The organism is Deferribacter abyssi (genome assembly GCF_049472655.1).
Classification (GTDB): Bacteria; Chrysiogenota; Deferribacteres; order Deferribacterales; family Deferribacteraceae; genus Deferribacter; species Deferribacter abyssi.
Genome location: NZ_JAQNCS010000026.1, coordinates 1 through 17,556, shown reverse-complemented (window position 1 = coordinate 17,556; position 17,556 = coordinate 1). Strand labels below are relative to the sequence as shown.

Genomic DNA, 17,556 nt, shown 5'->3' with positions numbered 1-17,556 from the left:
TAATCCTTTATTATTTTTTTAGCATATAAACTATAAGAAATAAAATTAATCATTTGAGCAATAAACGCTGCAACTGGGATAGAATACACTCCTATAATATTTTTTAAAAAGTAAGAAATTAAAAAATAGGTAAATATAAAAATGGAATTTGTAATTATAAAAATTTTACTATTTTTAGATGATATTCCGATAGGAGTAAAAGCAGATTCTATTGAAATTACTAAATACCATAATATTAAAAATAAATAAGTTTTTTGAATTATATAGACATCTTTACTTGAAAGTTTAGAAGTTAATAATGGAATAATATAAGGTATAATAAAATATACTAAAATAGAAAATGTTAAAAATAAAGGTAATATAATTTTAATATAATGCTGTATTAGACTTTTTATTTTATTTATATCATTAGAAGAAACCATAGCAGATATTTTTGATAAATATACTCTATAAGAAGGGCCGTTAGTAAAAGAATATACTATTTGCATAAGTTTATAAGCATAATAAAAAACTGAAGCGTATCCACTAGGTAAAGATGATAAGATATTAGTAGTAATTGGTGCAAAAAGAAAATTATGAATATTATGACCTAATCTCATTGTAAAACTATTTCTTATAAATTTTAATGCTAAATTATGTTTATAAATAAATTTTATAGGAAAATTCATTTTCTTAATAACAAAAAAACTTATAATAACTGATATAATTATCCCAATTACTCTTCCGAAAATTATAAATTCTATATTCAAATTATTTAAAATCATAATATAAATCAAAGATAATAGTGTAAAAACTCCTGGTAAAGTTTCTAAAATATATGGTATTGAAAATTTCATTTCAGCATTTAAAAATTTAATATTTACAAACATTATTAAATTAAAAATTCCTCCAAATAACAATATATTAAAACATTTTACTAGTAATTCTTTTCTCTCTAAGTCTAAACTAAAAGCATAAAAATTTATAATAATATCTTTCATAAGACTTAATAATATAAAAGTTAATAATCCCACAATAAAAGAAAAAAATATTGAAAAATTATAAAACTCATATGCATACTTTTGATTTTTAGCTTTTGCATCATTATAAAAAAACATAAATTGTTCAACAAACATTAATTGAATTAAGCCTAAAGAAGAAAAAATTGCTATACTCATCAAATAAACATCAGCTTTATAAGAAATACCAAATAGTTTTAATAATAAAATAGAATTTAATAAACTCACAATAATTTGTATAAAAACAAGAATATTATATCTTAACTTAAACATATTTATATATAAATTCTTTAATTTTTATAATTATGTATTGTATTGCTTTCTCACTCATGCCAGGATAAACACCTACCCAAAAGCTATCATTCATAATCTTATCAGTATTTTTAAGCTCTCCTATAACTTTATAATCAACTCCTTTTTTTAAACTCTCAAACATAGGATGTCTTATCATATTTCCCGCAAAAAGATTTCTTGTTTGAATATTATTATCTTCAAGATATTTAACTATATCATTTCTTGAAAAATTTACATTATCTTTTAGAGTTATTAAAAATCCAAACCAGCTTATCTCACTATCTTTTTGAGGTTTAACTAAAATAAATTCATTAATATCTTTTAATCCATCATAAAGCATTTGCCAATTTTCTTGTCTTTTTTTTATAAATTCAGGTAATTTTTCAAGTTGAGCAACACCAATAGCTGCTTGCATATCTGTTATTTTTAAATTAAATCCAAAATGAGAATATACATATTTATGATCATATCCTAACGGAAGTTTCCCAAATTTTTGAGTAAATCTATGTCCACAGGTATTATCTACTCCACTTTCACACCAACAATCCCTACCCCAATCTCTCATTGAAAGAAGTATCCTTTTTAAAAGCGGGTTATCTGTATAAACTGCTCCACCTTCACCCATAGTTATATGATGAGGAGGATAAAAACTACTTGTGCCAATATCCCCCCAAGTTCCAGTATATTTACCTTTATATTTAGAGCCAAGTGCATCACAATTATCTTCAATTAACCACAAATTATATTTATCACAAATCTCTTTTACTTTTTCTATATTAAAAGGATTTCCAAGAGTATGAGCTATCATTATTGCTTTTGTTTTTGATGTTATTGCTTTTTCTATTTGATTTACATCAATATTAAAAGTTTCAAGCTCCATATCTACAAATACAGGCACTGCACCATATTGAACTATTGGTGCAACAGTTGTTGGAAAGCCCGCAGAAACAGTTATAACTTCATCTCCTCTTTTTATTTGTCTATCTTTAAGTAGTGGTGAAGTTAAAGCAAAAAAAGCAAGTAAATTTGCACTACTTCCGCTATTTACAGTTAAAACAAATCTTATTCCAAGAAAATCAGCTAATTTTTTTTCAAATTCTTTTGAATATTTTCCATAAGTTAGCCAAAATTCTAACGCACTATCTACTAAATTTATCATTTCATTGTCATCAAAAACTCTTCCTGCATAATTAACTCTACTTTTTCCTTCTATAAATTTTTGTTTTTGAGCTGGTTTATGAACTAATTCATAATACTCTTTTACTTTTTCTAAAATTTCTTTTTTTAATTGCTCTTGATTAGTCATTATATATTCCCTTTATAGTATTTTTTATACCCTCATCTAACGATGTTTTTGGTTTCCATCCTAATTCATAAAGTGGCTTTACATTTTCATTTATTTCCATAAATTCACCTTCTCTATATGGTAAAACTCCAAATTTTAATTGTGTATTTATATTTTTTATTTTTTTTACTTCATTATAAATCTTCAATATAAACTCTTTGAGTTCAATTTGGCTTCCTGTTCCTACATCAAGTTCGGTAAATGATTTTAACTCTTTATATTTTTTTAACAATAACACATATACATCAACTACATCATCAATATATATAAAATCTCTTTTTTGTTTACCTTCTGTAAGATCAATACTTGAAACATTTTGTAATAATTGGCTTATTAACCAAGTAACAAATTTTGTATCGTCATCTTTCGGACCATACATATGCTCAATTTTTAAATTAACTACTTTTATTTTATCACTAAAATATTTTAACCATTCTACAAATTGTTTTTTTGATAATGAATAATGATTTAAATATTTATACAATAAAGTATCGGTATTAAAAAAAGTATCGGTATTAAAAAAAGTAGCTATTTCTAATAACTTCAATGAAAACATTAAATTAGTATTAACTATATCTGAAATAGACTCATTTTTTCTTCCGTAACTTGTAGAGGTATGAATAACTACATCAATTTTTTGTTCTTGAAAAGGTTTTTCAATATCTACTACATCTATATCATAACTTTTAACTTTATTTAAAAGGTGTCTTATTCGCCAAGTATTAGAAAAGCTTCTTTTTAGAATCACTATATTATAATCTAATCGCAAAAGTCTTTCTAACAGATGACTACCTAAAAAACCTGTTGCACCTGTTAAAAGTATTGTCATTGTTCTGCCCATTCAATTTTTTTACATTTTGCTTCTATAATATAATATTCTAAATCTTGTAATGTTAATATTTCTTTATTTTCGTAAAAGTTTTTATACCAATTAACAGTTTTTTTAAAAGTCATTTTACTATCCCAAACACTTTTCCATTTTAATAAGCTATGAGCTTTAGAGCAATCTAGTTTAAGTAAACTTGCTTCATGTGGATGGTTTTCATTAGTGTTAAGTTCATAATCTATCTTTTCCCAGTATCTTTTAATATGCTTAACAACCTCTTCAACAATAATTACTCCTTCATCTGATGGACCAAAATTCCAACCTTCAGCAAACTCTTTTTTCCCTTCTAAAAGTTTTTGTCCAATCATTAAATAGCCACTTAATGGTTCAAGAACATGTTGCCAAGGTCTTGTAGCTTTTGGTTTTCTGATTTTTACTTTTTCATTTTTACTTACAGCTACCATAATGTCAGTAATTAATCTATCTTTTGCCCAATCTCCCCCACCTATTACATTCCCCGCTCTACAACTTGCAAGTAAAGTATTATGAGTTTTACCATATTCATTCAAATTAAAATAAGAATTCCTATAACTATTTGTTAATAATTCTGCACATCCCTTACTTGAACTATAAGGGTCATATCCACCCATTCTATCATTTTCTCTATACCCCCAAGCCCATTCTCTATTTTCATAACATTTATCACTTGTAACATTTACTATTGCTTTTACTCCTACTTTTCTACAAGCTTCAAATACTTTTAATGTCCCAATTACATTAGTTTCATATGTTTCAATAGGATTTTCATAGGAATACCTAACTAATGGCTGGGCTGCAAGATGAAATACTATATCAGGCTTATATTCCATAAAAACTTCTTCTAATTTCTTACTATCCCTAATATCTCCTCTTATATCTATCAAATTCCCTAAAAACCTATTTTGTTGTAATAATTCAAAATGACTAGGATTTGATGGAATATCTTTTGAATATCCTATAACTTTTGCATTCATTTGCAACAGCCAAAATACAAGCCAACTACCTTTAAACCCTGTATGTCCTGTTACTAAAACAGTTTTGTTTTTATATATTCCCCTAAATAACCCCTCAAAATCAATCATTCCATACCTTCCATGCAGCCTTACCACTATTCCATAATCTTTCTAATTCTCTTTTATCTCTTAAGGTATCCATTGGCTTCCAAAAACCAGTATGTTTATAAGTATACATTTTCCCATCTTTTGCTAAATTCTTTAATGGTTCTTGCTCAAAAATAGAATCAGTTTCATTTTCTATATAATCAAACACTTCTGGTTCGCATACAAAAAATCCAGCATTAATCCAATTACCATCACCTTTTGGTTTTTCCATAAAACTTAAAACTTTATTGTTTTCATCAATATTTAATGCACCAAATCTACCATCAGGCTGAGCAGAAGTAACTGTTATATACCCATCATGAGAATTATGAAATTCCAATAACTCCTTAATATTTATATCACCTACTCCATCACCATATGTTAACATAAATCTTTCATTCCCTACATATTTTTGTGCTCGCTTTATCCTACCACCTGTCATAGTATTAATACCTGTATCAATTAATGTTACTTTCCATGGTTCACTTGAATTATTATGAACTTCCATCTTATTTGTTTTCAAATCTATTGTAACATCACTTTGATGTAGAAAATAATTAGCAAAATATTCTTTTATATAATAACCTTTATAACCAAGCAATATAATAAAATCATTAAATCCATACGCAGAATATATTTTCATTATATGCCATAAAATAGGTTTTCCACCAATCTCTACCATTGGTTTTGGCTTTAAATGTGTTTCTTCACTAAGTCTTGTCCCAAATCCTCCTGCTAATATTAATACTTTCATTTAGTTTTCTCCTTTATAAAATATAAATAAAATCATTTTTTCACTTAACATTACATATTTTATTAATACCATCTTTAACGTTAGTGTATAGTACATAGTATGTAGTAGGTAGTGTGTACACTATTTGAGGTACCATCTATAAACCCTTTCAATTCCTTCTTTTAACTCTATAGAATGCCTCCACCCTAAACTATGAAGTTTACTTACATCAGTAACTTTCCTCATTGTACCATCTGGTTTTGATGTATTAAAATAAAAACCTCCTCTAAATCCTATAATATCTTTTATTAAATATGCAAGGTCTTTTATTGAGATGTCTTTACCGGTGCCGATGTTGATGTGAGTGTTTCTAATCTCAGTAATCTGTGATCTGTAAACTGTGAATAGTGAGCTGTGATCGGTGAGCGGTGAGCTGTGAGTTGTGAGCTGTTTACTGTTCACTGATAACTGATCACTGATTACGTCTTTAAAATCCACATTTTCCATAATAAATACACAGGCATCCGCCATATCATCTGACCAGAGGAATTCGCGTTTTGGTTTGCCAGTGCCCCAAACTTCTATTGTAATCGGTGATGAGTTATCTGTGATCGGTGAGCTGTGATCGGTGAGCTGTGATCGGTGATCGGTGATCGGTGAATAATGAGCTGAAAAGTGATCACTGATTACTGATAATTGATCACTTTCAGTTATCTTTATTCCATATTTATCAAGAATCCTTAATATTTCATCCTTTGGTGCATTGCCATCCACACCTTCAATTGGTCTTTTGTTTAAATCTCTTCTAATTTCATTCCAGTTGTTTTCCTCTAAACATTTTCCAAGATGAATTTTTCTAATAAGAGCTGGCAGGACATGAGATTTTTCTAAATCAAAATTATCATTTTCTCCATAAAGATTTGTTGGCATTACTGAAATAAAATTAGTGCCATATTGTAAATTAAAACTCTCACACATTTTAATTCCTGCAATTTTTGCTATTGCATATGGTTCATTTGTATATTCAAGCTCACCTGTAAGTAAATACTCTTCTTTAATAGGTTGAGGACAATTTTTAGGATAAATACAAGTACTACCAAGAAATAACAATTTTTTTACTTCATTTAAATAACTTTGATGAATTACATTATTCTGTATCTGTAAATTTTGGTATATAAAATCAGCTCTATAAACGTTATTTGCCCATATTCCACCAACTTTTGCAGCGGCGAGAAAGACGTATTCTGGTCGGTGAGTTTTAAAAAAATCAGCGACAGATTGTTGGTTTGTGAGGTCGATTTGAATAAAAGTGATCAGTGATCGGTGATCGGTGATCGGTGATCGGTGATAAGTTGCTAATATATTTTTATAGCCTTTCTCTACAAGTTTTCTTAAAATAGCACTTCCAACTAAACCAGTCCCCCCGAAAACTACTATTTTTGAGTGATCGGTGATCGGTGATCGGTGATCGGTAATCTGTGATCTGTGATCAGTGATCGGTGATCGGTGATCGGTGATCGGTGAATTGTTATGGTTTTTTTGAATCATATTTTAGCCTCACGGAATTTATTAATCCCAATAACATTTTTCTTATTATTTTAATCTCTTCAAAAATACTATCGTTTTTTAAATATCCTATATTTTTAGCTATTAAAAGTTCTGTTTCCAGTTCCGCTAATGACCCTAAACTAATATATAAAAACTGAATGAATTCCTTTTTGCTATTCCTGGCTGCACCTTCAGCAATATTTGCTGAAATTGAAACAACCGCTCTCCTGATTTGTGATGTTAGCCCGTACATCTCTTCCTTTGGAAAACTTTTTGTTATTTTATAAATCTCTGTTGCCAAATCCATACTCTTTTTCCAAACATCCAAATCTTTATGACTTTTTACCCCATCACTCATTCCCCGTTACCCATCACACATCACAGATTACAGATTACAGATCACTAATAACTGATCACTGATTACTAATCAAAGTTCACAACTCCTCGGCACCACAAAACCGCAATTTTTCAATACTAATTCTCTGTAATTCTTTTCAAGATCGCTTATTATCATATCTTTCACTAAATCTTCAAGAGTATGTTTTGGCTGCCAGCCAAGTTTTTCTCTTGCTTTTGTTGCATCACCTATCAAAATATCAACCTCAGCTGGTCTAAAATATCTTGGATCAACCTCAACCACAACCTTTCCTATTAAATTTTGGATTTTGGATTTTAAATTCTGAATTATATTTTTATCAGCATTAACTCTTTCTAATTTAGAATTCAAAATTTCAGATTCAACATTAACAATACTGCCTTTTTCATTAATACCTTTGCCTTTAAATTCGATTTCAAGACCTAATTCAGCAAAAGCCATCCTTACAAACTCTCTTACTTCTGTGGTTTTACCTGTTGCTAAAACATAGTCGTCAGGCTCATCCTGTTGCAATATCAACCACATCCCTTCTACATAGTCTTTAGCATGTCCCCAATCTCTTTTTGCGTTTAAATTTCCAAGATAGAGTTTTTTATCAAGTCCTAATAATATTCTTGTAGCTGCTCTCGTTATTTTTCTTGTAACAAATGTCTCTCCTCTAATTGGAGAGTTATGAACTTTAAATAGATTTGGTCCTGTAGCAAAAGTTCCTGATTCTGTTTGAATATCAAAAAACCACCCATCTTCACTTTCTGTATCTATCACTTTTATCACCTCATTTAACTCTTTCTTTAAATGTTCACCTTTTCCATTGCTATTTTCACTTCTAAATTGAACATAATAATATCTTTTTTTATTTTTATATTCAGTCTTTACTTTTACCACTCGATTAGAAAAAGATTTAAAAATAGTCATTAAACCCAAACATAAAGTTGCAGATTTTGTAGTAAACCCTTTATACTCGTACTTTTCATGTCCTTCTTTTCTACCATCTGCTAAATAATATCCATCAAAAAATGCTTTTTTAATCTCCTTTTTTGCATTTAAAATAAATTTAGGAACTCTTTTTTCGCTTGAATGTTTTGTATAAATATTTTTTCTAAGCCACAATCCAAAATTTCTATCGTTATTTATATCTATATGATAGATATCTTTTATTGAGGTTTCAAATCCCCCTGCTCCATAATTACTAACTCTATAACTCCATCCAAATATATTACTAATTATATTTGCTATTTCTATTAATAACTCTTTATTGCTACCTGTTAATCTAATTCTACCATCTTCACCAATATATCCATCGCCTACTACAAAACCTAAAAATTTAGCTAAATCCTTATCAACAGATAAAATATCTATGCTTTCAGGATACTTAACTCTAAATACCTTATCACCAATTTTTATATCTTTTGTTTCTATTTCACTATTATCTTCTAAAAATGATATATGTTCATAAGTAGCTTCGTAACTGCTTTCTCTGGTTTGAATGAGCTTCATTTTTTTATTTTTATCTTGATAACAAGTCCCAGCAACTATTTTAGTCCACTCTTCACCATTCCAAACTTCACACCCTTCATACTCTTTTAACATTCCCTCATATCTATGTTTTTCTGTTTTAAATAAATCTTCAATAGGCAAAATATCTATAAGACCATCTTTTTTTATAATTAAAGGTGAATTTTTTGGTACACTCTCATGATTAAACAAAATTCCGTTGCATGCAAACATTCCATAAGCTTCACGATAATTTACAGTAATCCAGTAAGCATAAAGCTTTGCTACACCGTAAGGACTTCTTGGATAAAAGGGAGTTTTTTCATTTTGAGGAATTTCCTGTACTTTTCCATAAAGTTCTGAAGTGGAAGCCTGATATATTTTTGTTTTATCTTTCAGTCCTAGCAACCTAACAGCTTCAAGAATTCTAAGGGTTCCTATACCATCAGCATTTGCAGTATATTCCGGTTGTTCGAAAGATACTGCGACATGAGACTGAGCCGCAAGATTATAGATTTCATCTGGTTGAATTTTTTGAATAAGTCTTGTTAAATTTAGGCTGTCTGTTAAATCACCATAATGTAAGAAAAAGTTAACATTTTCTTCATGTGGATCTTGATACAGATGGTCTATCCTCTCAGTATTGAACAAGGATGATCTTCTTTTAATACCATGCACCTCATAACCTTTACTCAATAAAAACTCTGCAAGATATGCTCCATCTTGCCCTGTAATACCTGTTATTAATGCGACCTTTTTACTCATAACAAGCCCCTTTTATAGTTATTATAGATTTTGGATTATGGATTTTAGATTGTAAATCGTAAAGTTTGGATTTTGAACTACTCATAACAGCTTTTCTAAATCCACAACTTATAATCCAACATTCAACATCCAAAATCCATAATTTATAATTAAATTATTTTTTTCTCTCTCAAATAAGTTATTATCTTCTCCACACTCTCCTGTACAGTCAGTTCATCAGTTCTTATATGCACTTCCGGTGATTCAGGAGCCTCATAAGGTGAGTCTATACCTGTAAAATTCTTTATTTTACCTTGTCTTGCCTTTTTATAAAGCCCTTTAGGATCTCTTTGTTCGCATACTGACAGAGGTGTGTCAACAAACACTTCTATGAATTCATCTTCTTCCACAAGACTTCTTGCAAAATCTCTCTCCTCTTTAAATGGGGATATGAAAGCTGTGATCACTATCAAACCAGCATCAACGAAAAGCTTTGCAACTTCTGCTATTCTGCGGATATTTTCCTTTCTATCTTCTATAGAAAACCCAAGATCTTTATTTAGTCCATGTCTGATATTATCACCGTCTAAAAGATAAGTATGGTAACCTTTTCTGTTTAATATTTCTTCAAGAGCATTTGCAATGGTGGATTTACCAGATCCGCTAAAGCCAGTAAACCATAAAACGCATGGCTTATGACCTTTGATTTTGCTGCGATCAGATTTGGTAATTTTGTGAGGATGGTATACTATGTTTTTATTTTTTATTTTGGATTTTGGATTTTGAATATTGAATTTTGGATTTTTGTTATTATTTTGATTTTTCATTTTTTAGCCTTTCTCGAAGTGTTATTATAATCTTTGTTAGTTTGTTGTTAGTTCATTGTTAGTTATTAGTTAGTTTATTGTTAGTTTTGATTATTTTATCGTTAGTTCATTGTGAGTATTTTATAAAACTATTTAATTGCAAACTTAGTTTTGATAATCTTTGAAAAAATTTTTCAAAAATATTATTATCAATATAATCCAAATCTTTTGATAATTGTAAAAGATATTTTATTTCTTCTAATGATCCTCTTGAAATATACAAAAACCTTATAAAATCTTTGGTACTACCTTTTGAATGTCCTTCAACAATATTGGTTGGAATTGATACTACAGCTCTTCTTATTTGAGAAATTAAACCATATTGTTCTTCTTTCGAAAATTTAGCTGTAATTCTATAAATATCCAACACCAATTTATGGCTTTCCTTCCATATTGTAAGTTCATTCCAATTTCTGCTCATATATTTCCATCCTAAATTAACTATTAACTAACAACAAACTAACTATAAACTAACCAACAACTAACTTTTTTATACTATTTCTTCTATCGCTTTGCATTCAAACTAGTTGGTTCAAGGTTCAAGGTTTAATGTTCAACGTTTTATAATTCAACATTCAAAATTCATAATTCATAATTTTACTCTATCTCCTCAATTGCCTTACAACCCCACTCAGGGAAGTGTTCTCTGATAAACTTGTTCAAAGCTATTTCAGCTTCGGTGTATATGCGCTTTTTCTTTCTTTTCGTGGCTTCACCTACAATTATACCTGCAGCTGATGTAAAATTTGTGATTTTATCAATCAAAATAAATGCACCTGTTGTCTTATTTTCTTCATATAGATCAAATGCAATTCTTTCAGTTAAATCGATTTGAACTCTTGCAATATCGTTTAACTCTAAGGTATTTGCCTCTATTTTTTCCCATGTATTAACATCCTTTTTAAATAAAATCTTGCTTACAATAACATTTGTTTCCTTTGTATAAATCTTTAGAATATATTCTCTGTTTTTTAACGGTTCTTCATCCATCCAAACTATAAATGCTTCAAAACTGTCGTTAAATCTTGGCTCCTTTTCACCCTTTTTAACAATTAAATCTCCTCTGCTAATGTCAAGCTCGTCTTCTAATGTTAAGGTAATTGCCATTTTTGATATAAATTTTGGGTGTTGGGTGTTAGGTGTTGGGTGCTGGGTGTTGGTCATTAGATTTAATTCTGTTAATTGTTGGTTAGTTGAAGTTGGTTGATTGTTGGTTGATTGTGTTTGTAAATCTTGAACTTTGAACGTTGAACTTTGAGCTTCTTGATATGCTGGTGGAATTATGTATTTAATTTTAGATGTTTTTTTTGAAGGATATACAATAATTTCATCACCTTGTTTAATCTCTCCACTTGCAATTGTGCCACAATAACCTCTGAAATCAAGATGAGGACGATTGATGTATTGGACAGGGAAACGAAAAGGGCGTGTAGGTGGATGTGTAGGATGGTTTTCACTTTCACTTACACTATTCACTTTTACTGTATTTAGATATTCAAGCAAGATCTTGCCATTATACCATGGCATTTTTTGAGATTTTTTAGCAACATTATCACCCTTTAATGCACTAATTGGAATAAAATATAATTCAGCATTAAAATTTTTATATGGTAGCGAATATCTCAATTGTTCAAACATTATCTTATAATCATTTACTATTTTATTATAAACATCCTCAGAATAATCTACTAAATCCATCTTATTAATTGCCACAACGATATTTTTAATACCCATTAACGTTACAATAAACGAATGTCTTCTTGTCTGCGTCAAAACCCCATTTCTTGCATCTATTAAAATAACTGCGAGTTCGACATTAGAAGCTCCAGTAGCCATATTTCTCGTATATTGTTCATGACCAGGAGTGTCTGCGATAATGAATTTTCTTTTCTCCGTCGAAAAATACCTATATGCCACATCAATGGTTATCCCCTGCTCTCTTTCTGCCTGAAGACCATCAACCAGTAAAGAAAAATCTATCTCATCCTCTGTCCGCTTGTATTTTGCCTCTGCCTTTAATGCCATCAGATGGTCTTCAAACACCATCTTTGTTTCATAAAGAAGACGACCTATAAGAGTGCTTTTGCCATCATCAACACTACCACAGGTGATAAAACGAAGAAGCTCTTTTTGTTCGTGTTGGCGCAAATACTCTAATATGTCAGACTTTATTAAAGATGTTGAATGTTGGATTTTGGATTTTGAGTTTTGAATGTTGGATTTATCCTTATTTAATGTTGGATTTTGAATGTTGGATTTTGGATTAACTTCCATAGAAGATGTTGGATTTTGAATGTTGGATTCATCCTTATTTAATTTTGAATTTTGGATTTTGGATTTTGGATTCTTCATTTTTCCTTATTTCTCTCCTGTTAAAGTCTTGACTATTTTCGTTAAGATATTGATTATAGAGTTAATCTCTGTAAACAGTAAATCTTTATTATGATAATTTTTAAGATAGCCTGAATCATCTAAAAGTTTAAGCCAATATAAAGTTTCTCTGGCTTCTTTGCTGGCAATGCTCATTTTAGCTAAGAAATCTTTTTTTGATTGAGCTGCTTGTGCTTCCTCAATATTTGCTCCAATAGAAGTTCCACTTTTTAGTATCTGTTTTGCCATTACATATTCTTTTTGGTTAAAATTTAAAAATTTATACAGCTCTATAATTTCCAAAGCAAATTTATAACTTTTCTCTTTTATTAAATTTTCTTCTTTCATCTTTAATTCAAAATCCAAAATTTTCAATTCAAAATTTATTTAGAAGTATCCTTCAATTTTTTTCCTCTCCATGCTCCCTACTTGATCAAAGTCGATGAGTCTTCCCTGACGTTCTGAGTATTTTGTAAGGAGCATCTCCTGTATAATCTCCGGTAAAGTTGTTGCTTTTGATTCTACCGCTCCAGTAAGCGGATAACAACCCAATGTCCTGAATCTTACCCATTTCACTTTAGCTTTTTTCCTCAACTCTTCTGGCATCCTATCATCATCTACTAAAATTAGCGCACCTTCATATTCTACAACAGGCCTCTCCTTTGCAAAATAAAGTGGTACAACAGGGATATTTTCCATATATATATAAAGCCATACATCAAGCTCTGTCCAGTTTGACAAAGGAAATACCCTTATGCTCTCACCTTTGTTCTTTTTGCAATTGTATATGTTCCAAAGCTCTGGACGCTGATTCTTTGGATCCCACCTATGATTCCTGTCCCTAAAAGAAAACACCCTCTCCTTCGCCCTCGATTTCTCCTCATCACGCCTTGCCCCACCAAATATCACATCAAATTTATATTTATCCAAAGCTTTTTTCAAAGCCTCTGTTTTCATGATATCTGTATGTACCTTGCTTCCATGAATAAAGGGATTTATCCCCTGCTTTACCCCTTCTTCATTGATATACACAATCAGCTCAAGCCCAAGCTCTTTTGCTCTTTTATCACGAAATTCTATCATATCTTTAAATTTCCATGTAGTATCCACATGAAGCAAAGGAAATGGTGGCTTTGCTGGATAAAAAGCCTTCATAGCAAGATGAAGCATCACAGAGGAATCTTTACCAATGGAATAAAGCATCACTGGGTTTTCAGCTTCTGCAACAGCTTCACGGATAATGTGTATAGTCTCATACTCAAGCAACTTTAAATGAGTCAATTTATCATTTAATTTTGGATGTTGGATGTTGGATTTTGGATTAACTTCCATAGAAGATGTTGGATTTTGAATTTTGGATTCTCCCTTATTTAATTTTGAATTTTGGATGTTGGATTTTGGATTAGTTTTCATAGAAAATGTTGAATTTTGAATGTTAAATTTTTGATTGTTCATTTAACTTCCTCAGTTAAAGTTTTGACTATTTTAGTTAAAATATTAATAATTGAATTAATTTCTGCAAATAAATAGTCTTTGTTATAATAATTTTCAAGATAGTCTGAATCATCTAACAATTTAAGCCAATACAGTGTTTCACGAGCTTCTTTGCTTGCTATACTCATTTTAGCTAAAAAATCTTTTTTTGATTGAGCAGCTTGAGCTTCCTCAATATTCGCTCCAATAGAGGTTCCACTTTTCAATAATTGTTTGCCTAATACAAATTCTTTTAGTTCATAATTTAAAAATTTATATAATTCTATTATCTCCAAAGCAAATTTATAACTTTTTTCTTTTATTAAATTCTCTTCTTTCATTTAATACCTCAATTCAAAATTCAGCATTCAAAATTCATAATTTTAATTTATAATTCAAAATTCATAATTTAAAATTTTGAATAATGTAATTGTATACAACATCTGCAAGTTCTTCTGCGGAAAATTTATCAGTATCCAAAATGAGATCGGGTTCTTTTGGTTCTTCATACGGTTCGTGAATCCCAGTAAGGTTTTTAATCTCTCCTTTTTTTGCTTTCTCATAAACTCCTTTATAATCTCTTTGCATACATGTTGACAAGTCTGCTTTTACATATATCTCAATAAAGTTTTTGGTATTGTTCCTAATAAATTCTCTTATTTCCTCATATGGGGAAACAAATGAAGCTATCACTGAAATTGAATTGGATTGTAATGTTTTTATCAAAAATGCCACCCTTTTAAGATGTAATATCCTTTCATCCTTTGAATATCCAATTTCAGGAATCATTTCTCGGATATCCCTACTATCAAGTCTTTGAAGTAAAAGATGATCATATTTTTCTAACTTTTTATAAACCAAATCCGCAATAGTGGTTTTACCAGATAATGGCAGCCCTGTAAACCACAAAACAAATGGTTCTATTTTCTTTTTTCCATATTTTATATTGCTCCAAATACGCTCATGTACAAAATATATAGCTATCTTAGTGATGCTCTCAACCACTCCTGCCGCTATTGCCAAATCAAGCCTACCAAAAAAGGCAAAAACAATTATGGTCGTTGTGGCAGTAGCAAAAATTCTCCAGGAAATTGCTTTTAATAATGAGCGTCGTTTGGTTTCTATATACATAGTTTTAAGTTTTAAGTATTAAGCGTTAAGCATTAAGTAATAAGCATTAAGTTCTTAGCACTTAGTGCTTAGCGCTTAGTTCTTAGTGCTTTGCGCTAATACTTTTTATAATTATTTTTTAGTCCTGTTAGCATTTTCAAAATCTCATTTAATTCCTTAACCCATTTTAAACCTAATTGTTTTTCTATGTAGTCAATTTCTATCCCTACATATATTTGTGTCATTAATTCTGCACAAGAGCCTTTAGCAATCTCAATAAACCTAATCTTCTCTTTATCAGATTCTTTCTCCATTCCTTCTGCAATATTAGAAGCTATTGACAAGCTACTTCTTGTTATCTGATCTTTATAACCATAATCTTTCAACTCTCTAAAATATTTGTATATTTCAACTGAAAGTCGACAACTCCTTTTCCATACATCCAAATTTTCACATTTCATTTTAAACCCTTAAATAGCGCTAAGCGTTAAGTGTTAAGCATTAAGTTCTTAGTATTTAGTACTTAGCGCTTAACTCTTAGCACTTATCTCTTAATGCTTAGTGCTTAGTGCTTAGCACTATAAAATATGGATTTAGCAGATTTTCTTTATTATATTTTAAAGGCGTCAGGTATTGGGTATTTGGTTGAGGATTTTGGATGTTGAATTTTGGATGTTGAATTAAATTTGAACGTTGAACATTGAACGTTGAACTATCATACTGATATATTTCCCCACCTGCTTCTTTAACAATGGCATGAGCTGCAGCAGTGTCCCATTCCATCGTAGGGCCAAGGCGTGGGTAAATATCAGCTTTGCCTTCAGCTACCAGACAAATTTTTAAGCTGCTCCCTTTTGAAATAAATTTTAAATTTTGAATTTTAGATTTTAAATTATCAATAAATTCCTGTGTTTCTTTATTAATATGCGATCTACTTGCAACTACTATTAAATCTTTATCATCTCTTTCAACAGGTAACTTAACCGAACTTTCTATAAGTTCTTTAATTCCCCATTCACTATTCACTACTTCACCATTCACTGCCTTATACGCTCCCAATCCTTTTGCAGCATAATATAATGTATTAATCGCTGGTGCATATACAACACCGAGAACTGGCGTATCTTTATGAATTAAAGCAATATTGACAGTAAATTCACCATTCTTTTTTATAAACTCTTTTGTACCATCTAAGGGATCAACTAACCAAAAAAGCTCCCAATCTTTGCGTTCGCTGTAAAGTATTTCTTTGTTTTCTTCACTTAGGATGGGGATGCGTATAGGTGTGGGTGTAGGTGTGAGTTGGCTGAGACCTTTGCAAATAATTTCATTCGATATTCTGTCTGCTTCCGTTAAAGGGCTTTTATCATCCTTATATTCTACTGAAAAATCTTTTTTGTAGGTCTCCATAATTTTATTGCCAGCTTCTAAGGCAATTTTAATCACATTTGATAATATAGCCGTAAATGAGTGAATAAGTGAGTTATTTTTGTTCATTTGTTTTCCTCTTTTTGATATTAGTTAGTTAATAGTTAGTTCATTGTTAGTTCGTTGTTAGTTATGGTTAGTTTGTGGTTATTCATTGGTTATTTATTGTAATTCATTGTAATTCATGGTAATTCGTGGTAATTTATTATCCATTATGTATTGGTGCAATTTAAAATTCATTGGGTACATTATCTGTTTTTTAATAATTTATCAATTTTTTTATACTCATCTGGTTGATTTATGGTTATAGTTCCATCTGGAAGTTGATAAAAGATAACCCCATTTAAACTATAAACATTTGGTATTCCTTTTTTTAAACTTTCTTTCTGAGCCTCTTTTACCGCTTTATTCCCTATACGCAAAATTTCCATCCCTATAGAAAATTTTTCAATCTCTTTCATTGACAACCTCTAAAAATTTATTAAAAACATTTTCATTGATAATATTAACTTTTTTATTTTGAAATATAGCAACCTGTTCAAAATCATCATCGGTATTATTTATAAGATAACAAATATCAGATAAATATCTATATTTTGTATAAAATAAATTTAGACTTCTATAAAATCTCCTGATTATATCAATCTCAGGAACATAATGCCCACCTTTCAATAACCTATTTTTTACTCTCTCAATACATATTTTAGGATTTTCAAGAAAAATATATATTACAATTACCTCATATTTTTCATTCTTTGCATATCTAATAATTCTTTCAAAATACTTACCTGACATTGTAGTTTCAATGATAA

The 17,556-nt window shown here is 29.8% G+C and carries 17 protein-coding genes and 3 pseudogenes; all 20 read right to left on the bottom strand.

Features of this window, described 5'->3' with window-relative positions; genetic code table 11:
- On the bottom strand, positions 1 to 1,271 hold a 1,271-nt coding region (locus OWK30_RS11075; RefSeq protein WP_423326479.1), incomplete at its 3' end, for a lipid II flippase MurJ.
- Entirely contained in the window at positions 1,264 to 2,598 is a 1,335-nt protein-coding gene (gene rfbH, locus OWK30_RS11070; RefSeq protein ID WP_423326477.1) for a lipopolysaccharide biosynthesis protein RfbH, read from the bottom strand. The genes rfbH and OWK30_RS11075, both read right to left, overlap by 8 nt.
- Positions 2,591 to 3,466: an NAD-dependent epimerase/dehydratase gene (locus tag OWK30_RS11065; RefSeq protein WP_423326475.1), complete on the bottom strand. Its 876-nt coding sequence runs from the start codon at positions 3,464 to 3,466 to the stop codon at positions 2,591 to 2,593. The genes rfbH and OWK30_RS11065 overlap by 8 nt, the downstream gene beginning before the upstream one ends.
- Entirely contained in the window at positions 3,463 to 4,584 is a 1,122-nt protein-coding gene (rfbG, locus tag OWK30_RS11060; RefSeq protein WP_423326473.1) for a CDP-glucose 4,6-dehydratase, read from the bottom strand. The genes OWK30_RS11065 and rfbG overlap by 4 nt, the downstream gene beginning before the upstream one ends.
- Positions 4,577 to 5,356 (bottom strand): glucose-1-phosphate cytidylyltransferase, encoded by a 780-nt coding sequence (rfbF, locus tag OWK30_RS11055; protein ID WP_423326471.1) that lies wholly within the window; start codon positions 5,354 to 5,356, stop codon positions 4,577 to 4,579. Before rfbF ends, rfbG begins: the two co-directional genes overlap by 8 nt.
- A 120-nt stretch (positions 5,357 to 5,476) precedes the next feature.
- Positions 5,477 to 6,790, bottom strand: a complete 1,314-nt coding sequence (locus OWK30_RS11050; RefSeq protein WP_423326483.1) for a GDP-L-fucose synthase family protein — start codon at positions 6,788 to 6,790, stop codon at positions 5,477 to 5,479.
- 73 nt (positions 6,791 to 6,863) lie between these two features.
- Positions 6,864 to 7,241: a four helix bundle protein gene (locus OWK30_RS11045; protein ID WP_423326469.1), complete on the bottom strand. Its 378-nt coding sequence runs from the start codon at positions 7,239 to 7,241 to the stop codon at positions 6,864 to 6,866.
- Positions 7,242 to 7,310: 69 nt separating this feature from the next.
- Positions 7,311 to 7,970, bottom strand: a pseudogene (locus tag OWK30_RS11040) (GDP-mannose 4,6-dehydratase); the annotation flags it as partial.
- A gap of 945 nt (positions 7,971 to 8,915) precedes the next feature.
- Positions 8,916 to 9,518: pseudogene (locus OWK30_RS11035) on the bottom strand (GDP-mannose 4,6-dehydratase); the annotation flags it as partial.
- 149 nt (positions 9,519 to 9,667) lie between these two features.
- A complete protein-coding gene (gene cysC, locus OWK30_RS11030) occupies positions 9,668 to 10,324 on the bottom strand; it encodes an adenylyl-sulfate kinase (protein ID WP_423326467.1) in 657 nt (218 codons plus the stop codon).
- Positions 10,325 to 10,430: 106 nt separating this feature from the next.
- Complete coding sequence (locus OWK30_RS11025) at positions 10,431 to 10,784, bottom strand: four helix bundle protein (protein ID WP_423326465.1); 354 nt, start codon at positions 10,782 to 10,784, stop codon at positions 10,431 to 10,433.
- A gap of 176 nt (positions 10,785 to 10,960) precedes the next feature.
- Positions 10,961 to 12,715, bottom strand: coding sequence for a sulfate adenylyltransferase subunit 1 (locus OWK30_RS11020; protein ID WP_423326463.1), 1,755 nt, complete (start codon positions 12,713 to 12,715; stop codon positions 10,961 to 10,963).
- Positions 12,716 to 12,721: 6 nt separating this feature from the next.
- Entirely contained in the window at positions 12,722 to 13,081 is a 360-nt protein-coding gene (locus OWK30_RS11015; protein ID WP_423326461.1) for a four helix bundle protein, read from the bottom strand.
- A gap of 39 nt (positions 13,082 to 13,120) precedes the next feature.
- The gene (gene cysD, locus OWK30_RS11010; protein WP_423326481.1) at positions 13,121 to 14,065 is read right to left on the bottom strand and encodes a sulfate adenylyltransferase subunit CysD; all 945 of its coding nucleotides are present in this window, start codon (positions 14,063 to 14,065) and stop codon (positions 13,121 to 13,123) included.
- 119 nt (positions 14,066 to 14,184) lie between these two features.
- Positions 14,185 to 14,547 (bottom strand): four helix bundle protein, encoded by a 363-nt coding sequence (locus OWK30_RS11005; protein ID WP_423326459.1) that lies wholly within the window; start codon positions 14,545 to 14,547, stop codon positions 14,185 to 14,187.
- 61 nt (positions 14,548 to 14,608) lie between these two features.
- Positions 14,609 to 15,337, bottom strand: coding sequence for an adenylyl-sulfate kinase (gene cysC / locus OWK30_RS11000; RefSeq protein ID WP_423326457.1), 729 nt, complete (start codon positions 15,335 to 15,337; stop codon positions 14,609 to 14,611).
- 95 nt (positions 15,338 to 15,432) lie between these two features.
- Positions 15,433 to 15,777: a four helix bundle protein gene (locus tag OWK30_RS10995; RefSeq protein WP_423326455.1), complete on the bottom strand. Its 345-nt coding sequence runs from the start codon at positions 15,775 to 15,777 to the stop codon at positions 15,433 to 15,435.
- Positions 15,778 to 15,874: 97 nt separating this feature from the next.
- Positions 15,875 to 16,813, bottom strand: a complete 939-nt coding sequence (gene cysQ / locus OWK30_RS10990) for a 3'(2'),5'-bisphosphate nucleotidase CysQ (RefSeq protein WP_423326453.1) — start codon at positions 16,811 to 16,813, stop codon at positions 15,875 to 15,877.
- A 179-nt stretch (positions 16,814 to 16,992) separates the two neighbouring features.
- Positions 16,993 to 17,205, bottom strand: a complete 213-nt coding sequence (locus OWK30_RS10985; RefSeq protein WP_423326451.1) for a hypothetical protein — start codon at positions 17,203 to 17,205, stop codon at positions 16,993 to 16,995.
- Positions 17,192 to 17,556 (bottom strand): annotated as a pseudogene (locus OWK30_RS10980) (hypothetical protein); the annotation flags it as partial. The gene OWK30_RS10985 and the pseudogene OWK30_RS10980, both read right to left, overlap by 14 nt.